This is a genomic window from Bacillus sp. FSL R5-0422, from assembly GCF_038610765.1.
GTDB classification, from domain to species: domain Bacteria; phylum Bacillota; class Bacilli; order Bacillales; family Bacillaceae; genus Bacillus; species Bacillus pumilus_O.
Genome location: NZ_CP152014.1, coordinates 2,535,792 through 2,551,195 on the forward strand (window position 1 = coordinate 2,535,792; position 15,404 = coordinate 2,551,195).

Annotated in this window: 15 protein-coding genes; 3 read left to right on the forward strand and 12 right to left on the reverse strand. The window is 41.3% G+C overall.

Features of this window, described 5'->3' with window-relative positions; translation table 11 throughout:
• Positions 1-42: 42 nt before the first annotated feature.
• The 12 genes from MKX52_RS12930 to sppA all read right to left on the reverse strand — a co-directional run bounded on the left by MKX52_RS12930 (position 43) and on the right by sppA (position 11,205).
• Positions 43-798 carry an SDR family oxidoreductase gene (locus MKX52_RS12930; RefSeq protein ID WP_144557270.1) on the reverse strand — a complete coding sequence of 252 codons (756 nt, stop codon included), beginning with the start codon at positions 796-798 and terminating at the stop codon, positions 43-45.
• Positions 799-904: 106 nt separating this feature from the next.
• Positions 905-1,807, reverse strand: coding sequence for a phosphotransferase (locus MKX52_RS12935; RefSeq protein WP_342490821.1), 903 nt, complete (start codon positions 1,805-1,807; stop codon positions 905-907).
• A 120-nt stretch (positions 1,808-1,927) separates the two neighbouring features.
• On the reverse strand, positions 1,928-3,301 hold the full coding sequence (argH, locus tag MKX52_RS12940) for an argininosuccinate lyase (protein WP_217014334.1): 1,374 nt from the start codon (positions 3,299-3,301) through the stop codon (positions 1,928-1,930).
• On the reverse strand, positions 3,298-4,509 hold the full coding sequence (locus MKX52_RS12945) for an argininosuccinate synthase (RefSeq protein ID WP_003216486.1): 1,212 nt from the start codon (positions 4,507-4,509) through the stop codon (positions 3,298-3,300). Before MKX52_RS12945 ends, argH begins: the two co-directional genes overlap by 4 nt.
• A gap of 173 nt (positions 4,510-4,682) precedes the next feature.
• The gene (locus MKX52_RS12950) at positions 4,683-5,198 is read right to left on the reverse strand and encodes a molybdenum cofactor biosynthesis protein B (RefSeq protein WP_144520958.1); all 516 of its coding nucleotides are present in this window, start codon (positions 5,196-5,198) and stop codon (positions 4,683-4,685) included.
• A gap of 105 nt (positions 5,199-5,303) precedes the next feature.
• Positions 5,304-6,488 (reverse strand): acetate kinase, encoded by a 1,185-nt coding sequence (locus MKX52_RS12955; RefSeq protein WP_003216471.1) that lies wholly within the window; start codon positions 6,486-6,488, stop codon positions 5,304-5,306.
• Between the two features lie 229 nt (positions 6,489-6,717).
• Complete coding sequence (locus MKX52_RS12960; RefSeq protein ID WP_012010877.1) at positions 6,718-7,692, reverse strand: class I SAM-dependent methyltransferase; 975 nt, start codon at positions 7,690-7,692, stop codon at positions 6,718-6,720.
• Positions 7,693-7,780: 88 nt separating this feature from the next.
• Positions 7,781-8,281: a thiol peroxidase gene (gene tpx, locus MKX52_RS12965; protein WP_088004245.1), complete on the reverse strand. Its 501-nt coding sequence runs from the start codon at positions 8,279-8,281 to the stop codon at positions 7,781-7,783.
• Between the two features lie 112 nt (positions 8,282-8,393).
• On the reverse strand, positions 8,394-8,846 hold the full coding sequence (ytfJ, locus tag MKX52_RS12970; RefSeq protein ID WP_003216488.1) for a GerW family sporulation protein: 453 nt from the start codon (positions 8,844-8,846) through the stop codon (positions 8,394-8,396).
• Between the two features lie 14 nt (positions 8,847-8,860).
• Positions 8,861-9,568 carry a DUF2953 domain-containing protein gene (locus MKX52_RS12975; protein WP_342490822.1) on the reverse strand — a complete coding sequence of 236 codons (708 nt, stop codon included), beginning with the start codon at positions 9,566-9,568 and terminating at the stop codon, positions 8,861-8,863.
• 99 nt (positions 9,569-9,667) lie between these two features.
• Positions 9,668-10,189, reverse strand: coding sequence for an RDD family protein (locus tag MKX52_RS12980; RefSeq protein ID WP_012010880.1), 522 nt, complete (start codon positions 10,187-10,189; stop codon positions 9,668-9,670).
• Between the two features lie 14 nt (positions 10,190-10,203).
• Positions 10,204-11,205 (reverse strand): signal peptide peptidase SppA, encoded by a 1,002-nt coding sequence (gene sppA / locus MKX52_RS12985; RefSeq protein ID WP_012010881.1) that lies wholly within the window; start codon positions 11,203-11,205, stop codon positions 10,204-10,206.
• Between the two features lie 445 nt (positions 11,206-11,650).
• Between sppA and MKX52_RS12990 the strand changes: the two genes are divergently transcribed.
• The 3 genes from MKX52_RS12990 to MKX52_RS13000 all read left to right on the forward strand — a co-directional run bounded on the left by MKX52_RS12990 (position 11,651) and on the right by MKX52_RS13000 (position 15,391).
• Positions 11,651-12,454: an NAD kinase gene (locus MKX52_RS12990; protein ID WP_003216672.1), complete on the forward strand. Its 804-nt coding sequence runs from the start codon at positions 11,651-11,653 to the stop codon at positions 12,452-12,454.
• Between the two features lie 251 nt (positions 12,455-12,705).
• Entirely contained in the window at positions 12,706-14,148 is a 1,443-nt protein-coding gene (locus MKX52_RS12995; protein WP_216887040.1) for a DEAD/DEAH box helicase, read from the forward strand.
• A gap of 187 nt (positions 14,149-14,335) precedes the next feature.
• A complete protein-coding gene (locus MKX52_RS13000; RefSeq protein ID WP_012010883.1) occupies positions 14,336-15,391 on the forward strand; it encodes a fatty acid desaturase in 1,056 nt (351 codons plus the stop codon).
• Positions 15,392-15,404: the final 13 nt, after the last annotated feature.

A 15,404-nucleotide genomic window follows, 5' to 3' on the forward strand; every position in this document is an offset into this window, starting at 1 on the left:
TGATCTCATTTCATCTATTCCCTGTATAAAAAACTGAAAAACTTAATGTCTGTGAATGACGTTAAGACCACCTGTTGCTTCGATAACAGTTCCTGTAATCAGGTCAGAGCGGTCATCGCATAGAAAGGAAATGATGCGACCGATATCTTCTCCAGTACCAGACCTGCCAATCGGCGTTTCATCATCTTTCATCTGGCGTGCTTCTTCTATTGTCGATTCTTTCATGTCACCAACGATTTTGCCTGGACAAACCATATTGGCCGTGATGCCGTTTTCTGCTTCTTCAATCGCAATGGTTTTCGTCAGTGACGCGAGCCCCACTTTTGCTGCTCCGAAGGCTGATCTGTGCATCCATCCTGGCGCATGGTCTGCACCTTGGAAGCCATATGTGACAATTCGGCCGAAACCTTGCTTTCTCATCATTGGGATGACCATTCTGAACAAATGGAACACAGCAGATAGGTTGCCTTCCATCATTTGATACCATTCTTCCTCGGAATAATCCGCTAGCTTTTTTCGTTCAAAAATATAAGGTCCGGCATTGTTAATCAAAGCATCGATCCGTCCAAATCGCTCGGTTGCCAACTCAACCATGTTCTTTAAATCTTCTTTGTTTGTCACGTCACCTTGGACAAATTGAAGCTTTTCTTCATATTCCTGCAATTCTTCTTTCATCTGCCGCACAGCTTCATCATCACTTCGATAATTGACTGTCACAGAATACCCCATATTCAGTAAAGACTCGGTGACTTTCCTGCCAAGTCCTTTAGAACCCGCTGTTATTAATGCGTGTCGCACACAATCTCCTCCTAAAGCAAAGGTTGCAAGTTCATGTGTTTCGTTTGTTATCTTTACTTTACTATAAACCAGCATCTGGCGCACTTATGAACCCTTTCTGCTATTTCTATTTAGAATGAAAAAATGTAGGATGATTCATCCACTTTTGGATATCCCACGAGCCATGAATATCTAGAAGCAGCGAAACAAAACGATAGCATTCTCTCACCTCATGAAGCTGGCGAGGAAGCGGACAAATCTCTTCATAGCCTAACTGAACATCGTGTGCAGCTTCTTTCGTCAAAAGGTATTCCAATGCAATAAAATCAAACGCAGCTGGTCCAAACACAACATATTCCGTATCAACTAGACTCGTCACTTGATCATCTTTTTCAATATATTGCGATGGATCTAAATCAATTAAAATGAGACTGGCTGATTCAGGAGGACTGAGGTGATCTAGCTTTTGCTGGACCATTTCTCCATAACGCTGAAATTCAGGCTGGTCTGCATAATAGCGGCTTAAAAGTTTAGAGACAGCCGTTTTTAAAAGTGGATGGTATTCTCTCAAATGTCTCGTTTCTGCCCCGTATACTGCACCTAAAGAGTTTGTCCGATATGAATGAAGAAGCGCTAGTTTCCTCCCGTAATCTTGATAGAAGCGTGATGAACGCCGCTCAAAAGATGTTAAAGGGGTTCCTTCTACTTTTTCCATGACATCATCATGTTTCCCTGCCTTCTTCACTTTACGAACGACTTTCGGGATATGAAAGGAATTCGTTAGAGCCAGCTTTTCATTGATTTGATCGAGATGTTCTTGTCCTGTATGGGCATTTACTCCATAGATCTTGTTGATCCCATATACAAATTCACTTTCTGCTCTTGTCATTTTAGGAGATTTCACCACATATTCCGTTTTGTCTTGTAAGGAGATCAGCCACACATCATTCGCCCGTCCCTCGTACTGTTCTCCTAACGTTTCAACTGATACGATGGGCTGATCAAACAAAGCCTGAAGTGTTTTCTTCATAGACTACTGTCACTCCCTCTTCAGCTTAACATTGGTATGTTTTCAAACTTCTCCAATGATGATCAATGTCCTTTTCCCCAAGACAAAAAACCATCCGTATCAACGAATGGTTTTGGTCAGTTACGCCAAGCAGGCTTTTGCTTTTTCTAAAGCGAGCTGAATTTGTTTAAATCCAGTTCCGCCTGCGCTTGTTCTTTTTTCAACAGCAACATACGGATCAAGAACGGTGTAAATGTCTTCTTCAAAAAGATCGCTCGCTTCTGTGAATGTCTCAAACGGAAGATCACTTAAGTAGATGCCTTTTTGAATGCATGTATACACGAGCTTGCCAACGATTTCGTGTGCTTCACGGAATGGCATGCCTTTTTTCGCAAGGTAGTCTGCCACTTCGGTCGCATTTGAGAAATCTTCTTTTGTTGCTTTTTTCATGACATCTTTGTTCACTGTCATTGTTTGAATCATGCCTGTGAAGATTTGCAGGCTGCCAGCAATGGTTTTGACTGTATCAAACATGCCTTCTTTATCTTCTTGCAAGTCTTTGTTATACGTAAGCGGCAAGCCTTTCATAATGGTGAGAAGCCCCATCAGGTTGCCATACACACGGCCTGTTTTCCCGCGGATCAATTCTGCCATATCCGGGTTTTTCTTTTGCGGCATCATGCTGCTGCCTGTTGCGTATGTGTCATCAAGCTCAATGAATTTGAATTCTTGAGAGCACCATAAAATGATTTCCTCACAAAGACGTGATAAGTGCATCATCACAAGACTGCTATTAGACAAGAACTCTAAAATGAAATCCCGATCACTTACGCCATCAAGGCTATTTTCGTAAATATGATCAAAGCCAAGTAGCTCTGCTGTGTATTCACGATCAATCGGGAATGTCGTTCCTGCTAACGCTCCGCATCCAAGTGGAGACACGTTAATTCGCTTCAAAGAATCTTGGAAACGTGCTTTGTCACGCTCTAGCATCCAGAAATAGGCGAGCATATGATGCGCAAAGGAAATAGGCTGTGCACGTTGCAAGTGTGTATATCCTGGAAAAATCGTTTCAACGTGCTGTTCTGCTTTTTCCACAAGCACTGTTTGAAAGGAAGAGATCAGTTCAATGATATGCTCTACTTGGTTATTCAAATATAAATGCATATCGGTCGCAACCTGATCATTCCGGCTTCTCGCTGTGTGCAATTTGCCGCCAAGTGGACCAATCTCATCAATGAGCATTTTTTCAAGGTTTAAATGGATGTCCTCATAATCCACTGAGAATTCGAGTTCATCTGCCTCTGCCTTTTTCATGAGCTTATTCAGTCCATCTTTAATGGCAGCGGCCTCCTCATCGTCTAGGATACCGCATGTATTCAGCATACTTGCATGAGCAAGGGAGCCGGTCAGATCTTCTTTGACTAATTGTTTGTCGAAGTGAATGGACGCGCCAAACTCATCGACCCATTTTTCTGGTGTTTTTTGAAATCGGCCTCCCCAAAGCTTTTTCATGCTTTAACCTGCTCCTTTTTATTCACGATGCTGTTTACTTTTGTTGGTAAGCCCCAAAGATTAATAAATCCTACCGCTGCATCATGATCGAATTCATCTGCTTTAGTGTATGTTGCAAGATTTTCATCGTAAAGTGAATATGGTGATTTACGTCCTTCAACAATGGCATGGCCTTTAAATAGTTTCACACGTACAACACCTGTTACGTTCTGTTGTGTTTCTTGTAAGAAAGCATCTAGTGCTCCTTTAAGTGGTGAGAACCATAATCCGTTGTATATTAATTCAGCCATTTTTTGTTCAACGATTGGCTTAAAGTGTGCAACTTCCTTCACTAGCGTTAAGTCTTCAAGCTCTTTATGCGCTTTTAGAAGTGTGACAGCACCTGGGCATTCGTACACTTCACGAGATTTAATACCCACAAGGCGGTTTTCAACGTGATCGATTCTACCAACCCCATGCTGGCCAGCGACTTCATTTAAATGAAGGATGAGATCAGATAAGGAATACTGAATACCATCAATAGCTGTTGGTTTTCCTTTTTCAAACGTGATTTCAATGATTTCAGGTGTGTCAGGTGTTTTCTCAAGTGGCGTCGTTAAATCATACGCTCCTTCTGGCGGTGCAGCCCAAGGATCTTCTAAAATACCGCACTCATTACTTCTGCCCCAAAGGTTTTGGTCGATTGAATATGGGCTGTCTAAGTTAATTGGAATTGGAATACCGTGCTTTTGAGCATAGTCGATTTCTTCATCACGAGACCATTTCCACTCACGCACTGGTGCAAGAACTTCTAGGTCTGGATTCAAAGCTTTAATGGATACTTCAAAACGGACTTGGTCGTTTCCTTTACCAGTACATCCGTGCGCAACCGCTACTGCATTTTCTTTTTCTGCGACTTCCACTAATTTTTTAGCAATAAGCGGACGAGATAATGCAGATACAAGCGGATATTTTCCTTCATACATCGTGTGTGCTTGTAAGGCAGTTAGTGCAAATTCCTCTGCGAATTCTTCTTTTGCGTCAATCATGTAAGACTGAACCGCTCCGACTTGAAGTGCTTTTTGTTGAACGAATGCTAAGTCCTTTCCTTCCCCTACGTCTAGGCAGCAAGCAACGACTTCGTATCCTTGCTCTTGTAACCATTTAACTGCAACAGAGGTATCAAGACCTCCGGAATATGCTAATACGACTTTTTTATTTTGTGACATGATTGAAAAGCTCCTCTCACTTGTTTTGATTCTGTGAATGTTTTTTGCATAAAAATAAGTTTTAATTTATAAACATGCATTTAGTATGTATACACTGTAACAAGGAAAAATTGTTTTTTCAACCCCTTTATGAAAAAAACTCCGCCAAATTTTCTTGGCAGAGTCATTTTGGGCTATTTTTGATCCTTTTCAAGCTCTCGTAAAACGTGAGGAAGCTCTGGAATGATGAGTTTTGTCATGGCTAAACGAACAGCTCCAGTAGAGCCTGGTGTGGCAAAGACGGCTTTTTGATTGACGACCCCAGCCGCGGCGCGGGACAAGATAGCAGCTGAACCAATGTCTTCTGTATAGCTCAGCATGCGGAAGATTTCACCGAAGCCAGGCAGCTCCTTCGAGAAAAGCGGGGTGATCGCTTCAATGGTGACATCTCTTGCGGCAATTCCTGTGCCACCGTTTAACAAGACGGCATCTATTTTTGGTTCGCCTGTTCCCTCTAGCACAGCGTCTTGGATCGCCCCAATGTCATCTTTTACAATATCGTATGCAAGAATGAGATGTCCCTGTTCTTTAAGCAAATCAATCATCAGACGGCCGCTTTTATCTGTTTCTTTCGTTCTTGTATCGCTGACCGTAATGACTTTCACATAAAGCCTCGCTTTCGCCTCACGTTTATGTTCTGTCACACTCATTTTTCGCACCGCTCCCTTTTGCTTCGTATTGGACAACATTATAGCATGCTGCTTTTAACAGAAAAAAGCTCTTTTCCTAATTGGAAAAGAGCTTCTTCATTTTCATTATGCTAAGCGCATAACGTCTCTTGCAATCATGACTTCTTCGTTCGTTGGAATAACGATCACTTTTACAGGAGAGTGCGGGTAGCTAATGAATGCTTCTTCGCCTCTCATGTTGTTAAGAGAAGGATCCCAGTAAACGCCCATGAATTCTAGACCACGAAGTACACGTGCTCTAACTTCTGAACTGTTTTCACCGATTCCAGCTGTGAAGATGATCGCATCTACGCCATTCATTCTCGCTGCATAAGAACCGATGTATTTATGAATACGGCTTGCAAAAATATCAAGAGCTACTTCTGCACGGTCGTTTCCTTCTTCTGTTGCTTCTTCGATATCACGAAGATCACTTGATAGACCAGACACACCTAAAAGACCACTCTTCTTATTCAAAGTAGAAAGTACTTCTTCAGCTGTATGTCCTGTTTTCTCCATAATAAATGGAATAAGGGCAGGGTCAATGTTACCTGAACGTGTACCCATCGCAACACCCGCAAGTGGTGTGAAGCCCATTGACGTATCGATTGATCTTCCGCCTTCAACTGCTGCGATACTCGCACCATTTCCAAGATGACAAGAAATCAGACGAAGCTCTTCAAGAGGACGGCCTAATAGCTCTGAAGCACGCTCTGTTACGAACTTATGGCTTGTCCCGTGGAATCCGTATTTACGAATACCAAAGTTTTTGTAGTAGTCGTACGGAAGGCTGTATAGGTAAGACTGCTCTGGCATTGTTTGGTGGAAAGCTGTATCGAACACAGCAATCGCTGGTACGTCAGGCAGAATTTGTTTGAATGCTTTGATTCCTACAACGTTTGCAGGGTTGTGCAGTGGTGCTAGCTCAGAAAGCTGATCAATGTCATTGATGACTTCATCAGTTAAAAGAACAGAGTCGCTGAATTTCTCTCCGCCGTGAACAACACGGTGTCCTACACCATCAATTTCATTAAAGTCTTTAATGATGTTAAATTCAATTAGTTTTTCAAGTAGCATTTTAACCGCTACTGCATGATCTGGAATATCTGTCACTTCTGTTTTCTTTTCTCCATCTACAGAAATCGTGAAGATACTGTTGTCCATTCCGATTCTTTCAACAAGACCTTTTGTTAAAACGGTTTCTTCTGGCATGTCGAACAATTGGAATTTAAGAGATGAGCTTCCTGCGTTGATTGCAATAATTTTAGACATTCTTGTCGCTCCTTTTACTCAGTTGTTATATAAGGTTTCACGTTTTTTCCGGTGCTATATTCAACCTGTATGACGGGTCTTTTATAGTTTAACGATAAGTCCGAAAAATATCTGACTTTTTCATTTAAACATTGAAAACTTTGCATTTCAAGTGCACCTTTGAACTGTTACCGCTTACATCGATAAGTCGTTATTTTCTGAATAATAAAAAAGCCAGACATCACTCTGGCTATTCTTTCGTTTCTTTTTCTTCTATAAACCATTGATCTAATTTTCTCATTACACTCACCATTGATTCTTTTTGTGAGAAAGACGGCAGATTGGCAAACAGCATCCGTTTTGGTGCTTCGAGCCCTTCCTTTTTCTTTTGCATCACAAACAAGCTTTTGGCGTGCTTTTTGTCCTTGAACATGGAGACTGGCAGTTGAATCAATGCATTCATATATGCCTGATCTTTAATAAAGTCCTTTAATTGCACGCTTTCTTTTCCTTCAAATAAATCGTTTGGAATGATGAAGAACAAGAAGCCGCCTTCTTTTGTATAACGAAGGCTTTGTTCAATAAATAAATAATGCGCAAAGGCATGTCCTTCTTTTGCCTTTAATTCATAGTCTGCTGCACGTTCATCATTTGGATAATAACCAACTGGCAGACTGCATACAGTGACATCTACTGGAGAGATCAAAAGCGGCTCAAGGCTGTCTTGATGGAAAAGCTCGACTTCCTTCTCTTCCAAGTTTGCCTGTGCCCATGCAATTTTGATGAGGACATCATCAATTTCAGACGCAAAGCCGCGCTTTGTTTCTGCAGTCAGATTATTTAAGACAGCAAGCAGTAAGTTCCCTGTTCCTGCTGCTGGATCAAAGACAACTAGCTCTTTTTGACCTTCTAAAAATTTATTTACCAAATAACTGACAAACAGCCCGATCGTATCTGGGGTCATCTGACGATTTGGATGGGAAATATCCTTTTGTCCTTTTAATACGGCGAGCTGAAACGCTTTACGAATCTGCTCATGATCATAAGAGGCAAAATCTGCTTTCTCTATTACATCCTTTAGTAAACCGTCTCGATCATTTGCTTGGAAAAAGGCTTCTCCCGCTTCAGCCAATGCTTCAATATAGGAAATGCTTTGTTCCTTTTTTAATCGAATAGAAGCTGTATCGAGCAACTCGAAAATCGTACTTACTTGATCTTTCTGCAATGCTTTTCTCTCCTCGCTTTGTTAAAAGCTATATGTTCTCATTGAAAAGAGCCCCAGTATGAAGCCGGAGCTCTTGTCGATGCTGCTTTTATAACAGTGATTTTGCAGCTTCAATGGCTTTTTCATAATTTGGGTGATTCGTTGCTTCGCTTACGTATTCAGTGTAAACCACTTTCCCATTAGGGTCTAATACGAAAACTGCACGCGCCAATAAACGCAATTCTTCCATATAAACACCGAATGCTTCACCAAATGACATATCTCTGTGATCAGATAATGTTTCGACATTTTCAATTCCGTTTGCTCCACACCAGCGTGCTTGTGCAAATGGAAGGTCTGCACTAATTGTATAGATATTGACCGGACCTAAACCGGCTGCCTCTTCATTGAAGCGTCTTGTTTGTGCGTCACACACACCTGTATCAATAGAAGGAATCACTGAGATGATCGTCACTTTTCCTGTTAAATCAGAAAGTGAAACTTCCCCTAGTGAGTTCGTTAATACCGTGAAATCTGGAGCCTGCTCGCCTACTTTTACTTCATTTCCTACAAGCGTGACAGAACTCCCTTTAAATGTGATCGATGCCAAAACAATTCCTCCCTTATCAAATGTATGGTTCTATCATAGTAGAGAAAGCAAAAAACTGCAAAGCCTAATCGTCGCTTTTGAAAAAAAAGTTAACTGCAGCGCAGCTAACTTTTTAAAGGTCTATGTCATCTAGTTTTCGTTCTTTATGACGGTTCTCCCGTTCATCTTTCTTAAACATGTGCTGAAGACGTTCAATTGCTTGAGGAGCAGAATCCAATATTTTATCAAGCAGATGTGTATGTTCATCCAAATGAAGCATTCGAACGCCGTTTGTTCCGACAATTAAGAAAGCGATTGGTGTAATAGACACACCTCCGCCGCTTCCCCCGCCAAATGGGAGTCTCGGTTCTTTTCGTTCTTGATCATCAGAACGTTTTTCTTTCTTTTGGTTCCCGTTAAATTCACTGCCGCCGGCTGCAAATCCAAAACCAACCTTCGATACAGTGAGGATGACACTGCCGTCAGGGGTTTCGACTGGATCGCCGATGATTGTATTCACATCTATCATTTCTTTTAAGTTTTCCATCGCTGTCTTCATCAGACCTTGGATTGGATGATCTGCCATTTTCGGGTTCCTCCTTAAACAGATGATTCATTCTTCGTTGCTTGAAGAGAGGCACTTTTTCTCGCCTTTCTTCCTTTTAACCAATGGACAAGTAAACGAATGGCTGCAAGCATAGCATGTCCAATACGAAAATAAGCTATACATGTAAACTGGGTCTGTGACACATTGTGCTGAAAGGCAGGAATGACTTCATATACCGGTTTATGCTTAAAGGTGAGATGCTCCTGCATAAAGGCAAGGAGTGCTCCTTTGACTGACCATACCCCGCCAGCTGCTACACCTGTTAAAGCGGCGTCATGAAAGCCGATCCATGTTGACCAGTGAAACGATATAATCCTCATGTGAATGAAGAATTTACGCATGATCCGGTTTAAATCGACGATCTCTTTTGTGATACGCTCCATTTGATGAAGGATTTGCTTCATATCACGTTTTCCCACTTTTTTATGTATGGATTCTTTTTCGTGACTAGGGTTCTGGGCGCTCGCCATCTTCTTTTCACGTATATCAATCGTTTGATCTTCTGGATTGACCCTCACCATCGGAATGTCTTTTTTGAGTCTGATGATTCCATATAAGGTAATGATCTTCAGCGCAAGGTGGTCATTGTCATTTGCATGTGAATAATCCAGTGAAATGGTCACTTTCATGAAGATCAATAAGATCCCAAGGAACAAAAAAGCTGCGATCCAAACGTAAAGCACTATGCTCACTTCCTCCATAACAAATGATGCTTCCTCTACGATTATGGCTCTCATTCTGGATTTTATACCCAATCATAAAAAAAAGAGTTTGACCGGTCCCCGGCCAAACTCTTCTGATTATACGTTTGCTTCTGTTTTTTCATATAGGTGTTCATGGACGACCACCGTATCAGCAAAGTAATCATGAACCCCTTGCTTTTTCGGTGTGAACCCAACAATAGCATAGAGAACAAAAAGCGTATTAATGTAGCGTCCCACAATTTCTCTAAAGAAAATGACATCCCATGCCAGTTTCTTCTCAGGTTGAAGTGAGACCACTTTGATCCCAAACACCATTTTCCCAAGTGTTTGTCGAAAGATTTTCGTCATGATGGCGAAATAAAGCAGGAAAACAATCGTCGTTGTGACGGAAAATGGAGAAAACCATCCTCCTCCTTTGGACCAGCCGAACAGGCTAAAGATTGGAGAAACCGTCAAATGGTTGACACCCCAAACGACGAGCCAATCAAGAATAAACGCCCAAAACCTAATCCAAAAGCCTGCAAACGCCTGTGCTTCAATCACTGCACGTTTCGCAAGAGCCGGATTCGATTCTTCTTGGCTGCGGCTTTCGGTTACTTCATCGAATGTAGAATCCATCTATGATCCCTCCTTTATTTTGAATAGAGATACATCGGTTTAGACCCATTTGAGCCAGCCAGTGTTTCTTTTAGATTGAGAAAATCAATTTCACTTTTAAAGAGTTTGCTTGCGCTCATATTGAAGAGAGAGTTCCAGCCAAAGCTTTGAGAATAGCTGATCACTGTCGCTCCTTTTAACCCTTTTTCATTTTTCTTCATCGCTTTGATTGCATCTTCATAATAACCAAGCTCATCGACTAATCCGTTCGATTTCGCCTGTGTTCCGTCATAAACACGGCCGTCCGCAATTTTCTTCACATCTTGTTTTGACATGCCGCGCCCTTCAGAGATCACTTTGACAAATCCTTCATACGAGTTATCGACCATGCTTTGCATAATGTCGCGCTCATCTTTCGTCATATCACGATTTGGCGACATGATGTCTTTGAATTTTCCGCTTTTAATTGTTTCGTATTTAATCCCTAAATTATCTGCTAGCTTTGAATAGTTCAAGCTTTGCATGATCACACCTAAAGATCCTGTTAATGTTTCAGGTGAAGCAAAGATTTTCTTGGCTGGAGTTGATACGTAATAACCGCCAGACGCTGCCATAGATCCCATGGAGACGTAAATCGGCTTCTTCGCTTTTTTCACTTCTTCTAATTTTTTATGTATTTCTGCACTTTCATAGACACCGCCGCCTGGAGAGTTGACGCGCAGCAGTACGCCTTTTACTGAAGCATCATCTTTCGCTTTTTCTAGTTCCTTCAGAAATGCACGATGATCATAACCTTCTCCGCCTAATAGACTTGATGCACCGCCATTATCTTGAATGGTTCCATTAATCTCAAGAACCGCAATTTTTCCAGCACCGCTTCCATCCTCTAGTACCTTCTCTTCTATTTCATCCCCAAATTGATAGCTCATTTTATTGTCATTGAAGCTTTCATACAAAGCCGTCGTGACACTAATCACAATTGAAAATCCGAAAACTCCAAGTGCAATGATTAACGCTACCCATCTTTTCGCATTCATCTTTTTCTCCTCCTTTTTGTCTCTCTTCATTGATACGAATATTTGCATGAAATGTTTCACAGGAATTGTGGTTTTTTTACATTTCATTTCATCATATGATAGCACCTCTCTTAATTCACGATCAACTTTACATCGTCTGCCAAGTGATACGCATGACGAAAAATTGGCTTTTTTCTCCTCTCTCTGCACCTAATAGGCTAGAGCTTCACCACAACGAAACACCTAAACCACTCTTTCATGAGAAAACAGCTATTCAATTATGCTCAAATTCTGTCCTTTTCAAATCCCTTACATTGACTCATTTCTAAAAATGAATGCCCCCATGATGAAGGTTTTTCTAATGTTTTTACTTTCATATGAAAAAAGTGTAAAATGTGAGCAAGGCTTCATATGTAAGCCCTTTATTACTCTAAATCTACTTTTGACAACGAAGGGGAGAACGTCAATGACAGACAATCGTCGCAATGTATTTTTCTTTTACAAAAAAGATCATGAATTGGATGGACACATTTCTTCTCTGGAGAAGCTCGCTACCGATCAAGGCTTTCAAGTCGTCAAGCGTGCAGAGGATGCCCATATTATTGCTTCAATTGGCGGAGATGGCACATTTCTTCAAGCAGTCCGTAAAACGAACTTCCGGGATGACTGCTTATATGTAGGGGTATCAAAAACAGAGAATTCGCATCTATACTGCGATTTTTCATTAGAACATTTTGATAAAATGATTGATGCCATGAACACTGAACAGATTGAAGTGAGAAAATACCCGATCATCGATGTAAGCGTTGACAGTACCAACCAGTTCCATTGCTTAAATGAACTGTCGATCCGCTCAAGCATTATTAAAACATTTGTGATCGATGTGTATATAGATGATTTCCACTTTGAAACATTTAGAGGAGACGGAATGATTATTTCTACTCCGACTGGCTCAACAGCCTACAATAAATCGGTAAACGGTGCCGTGGTTGATCCGATGCTTCCATGTATGCAAGTTACAGAGCTTGCATCGCTAAACAACAACTCATACCGTACACTCGGGGCGCCTTTCATCTTAAGCAGTGATCGCAAGCTAACGCTGAAGGTTGTGCAAGACGGAAACGACCATCCGATTATCGGGCTTGATAACGAAGCGCTTGGCACAAAACACGTCAAACAAATCGACATTGGCCTTTCAGGAAAAGTCATTAAAACAGTGAAATTAAAAGACAACTCCTACTGGGAAAAAGTCAAACGCAGATTCCTTTAATCAAAAGCTCCTTTACGGGGCTTTTGTTTTCTTTTCAGCGTGATAGAAAACCTTTGAAGTCTAGGAAGAGTGAGCACCGGAACGGAGCGAATTTGCCATTCGTGAGTACCGGAGCGCAAATCTGACACCGAATGCGAGGGTTTGTCTACACGCTGAAAGCTCCTTTATGGGGCTTTTTTTCATGTCTTTTCATTCATGGTCATGATTATGGTATGATGTCACAAGTATGAATGTACGAAAAGGAGAACACGATGACATTACAACAATTTGATCAATATCCATTAAGCGATGAATTAAAACAAGCGCTAAAAGCACTTCATTTCCATACACCTACACCTGTTCAGCATGAGACATTATCCGTTGCTTTTTCAAAGCAGGATCTAATCGTCAAATCTCAGACTGGTAGTGGCAAGACGGCAGCCTATGGCCTGCCGATTTGTGAAATGGTTGATTGGGCTGAAAATAAACCTCAAGCCCTCATCCTCGTTCCTACGCGAGAACTCGCCATGCAGGTCAAACAGGACCTTACAAGCCTTGGACGATTGAAACGAATCAAAGCCGCAGCTATTTTTGGAAAAGCCCCTTTTCAAGCCCAAAAAGTAGAGCTTGCACAAAAAAACCACATTGTATGCGGAACACCAGGACGAGTCTTGGATCACCTTGAGAAAGGTACTCTTTCCTTAGAAAACCTTAAATTTTTCGTGTTAGATGAAGCGGATGAAATGCTGAACATGGGCTTTATTGATCAAGTCTCTTCTATTATTCAATATCTGCCGCCAAAGCGCATGTCAATGCTGTTTTCAGCGACCATGTCTAATGAGATGAAGAAATTAAGTGAACAGTTTCTACAATCACCAAAAGTGATTGAAATTGCACGGGAAGAAACGTCTGTTCCACAAATCACCCACACCGTGATTGAAACAGAAGAAGAAGCGAAATTCTCTCTTCTTCAGCGTACGATCGTGATTGAAAATCCAGATAGCTGCATTATTTTCTGTAATACACAGGACCGAGTGAACGAACTCACAATGAAGCTTGATGAGTGGGATGTGCCCTGTGACAAAATTCATGGAGGCATGAGACAGGAAGACCGCTTCGCTGTCATGGATGAATTCAAAAACGGTGAGTTCCGTTATTTAATTGCAACCGATATAGCAGCCCGGGGTATTGATGTCAGTGATATGACACATGTGATTCATTATGATCTCCCCTATGAAAAAGAGCGCTATATTCACCGAACAGGAAGAACAGGCAGAGCGGGAAAAAGCGGAAAAACCATTGCATTTATGACAAGAAATGCAAAGCCTCTGATTGATGAATTAAAAGAGGAAGCAGGTATTGATTTCAAGACGCAGCCATACCCAACAAAGGAAGACGCAGAGCAGCATGTCGAACGCTTTGAAGAAAAGATTGAAACGCCGATTCAAAAGGAAAATAAACAGGCAGGCGTTGAAAAAGATATAATGAAGCTTTATTTTAACGGCGGGAAGAAAAAGAAGCTGCGGGCTGTTGATTTCGTTGGGACCATTGCCAAAATAGACGGCGTTGCCTTTGATGACATTGGAATTATTACCATCCAAGATACGAAAACATACGTCGATATTCTTAACGGCAAAGGCCCTCTTGTGCTGAACGCCATGCGCCACACAACCATTAAAGGCAAGCAGTTAAAAGTTCATGAAGCACGTTCATAAAAAGTGAAGGCTAAGCGCCTTTACTTTTTTATTTAAATTAAATAAGCTTACAACGCTTGAAGCATCAGCCTTTTCTGCGTCCAACATGACAAATGTCATATTGAATACATGATGGGTGCTACTATGAGCATGACACCTTTCCTTCTATACTTTGAAGTAGAAAGAAACGGAAAGGACTTGAACGTTCATGACGACTTCAACAAACACACAGCAGCAAGCCACTTTAAGAAAACAAGTTGGCCAATTCTCTGGTGCTAATTCAAAAAAAAGTATCATTCAACTCTTTAATACATTCATTCCATTTTTAGGGCTTTGGTTTCTTGCCTATTATAGCCTGAACATCTCCTATCTTTTAACCCTCTTCTTTGCGGTTATTGCAGCTGGTTTTTTAGTACGTGTCTTTATTATTTTTCACGACTGCTGCCATCAATCGTTTTTTAAACAAAAGCCGCTGAATCACCTGTTCGGATTTGTAACGGGCGTACTCACCCTTTTCCCTTATCTTCAATGGCAAAGAGATCATTCAATTCACCATGCCACAAGCAGTAATTTAGACAAACGAGGTACTGGCGACATTTGGCTCCTGACAGTCAAAGAATATCAAGAAGCATCAGCTTGGACGAAATTCCGCTACAGATTTTATCGTAATCCTTTTGTGATGTTTATTTTAGGACCGATCTTTGTCTTTCTCTTAAAAAACCGTTTCAACGTCAAAAATGCTCGTAAAAAAGAGCGCTGGAACACGTATTTCACAAACGTGAGCATCATTGCACTAGCAGCTGCAACGTGTCTTATTTTTGGCTGGCAAGAGTTCCTGCTTGTCCAAGGTCCTATCTTCCTGATCTCAGGGTCAATCGGTGTATGGCTGTTTTATGTACAGCATACGTTTGAGGATTCTTACTTTGAAGCAGATGAACATTGGAATTATGTGCAGGCAGCTGTAGAAGGCAGTTCTTTTTACAAATTACCGAAGCTTCTTCAGTGGTTAACAGGCAATATCGGTTATCACCATGTCCATCATTTAAGTCCGAGGGTGCCGAATTATCACTTAGAGCATGCACATGATCATAGTGAGCCACTTCAAAATGTACCAACCATCACTTTAAAAACAAGTATTGAATCAATGAAATTTAGACTTTGGGATGAAGACACGAAAGCATTCGTTACCTTTAAAGAAGCACGGCAATCTAAGAAAATGCCCGCACCTGTCATTAAAGGAGACATTCTAAAGAAAAATGCATAATTGGTGCAAGCTC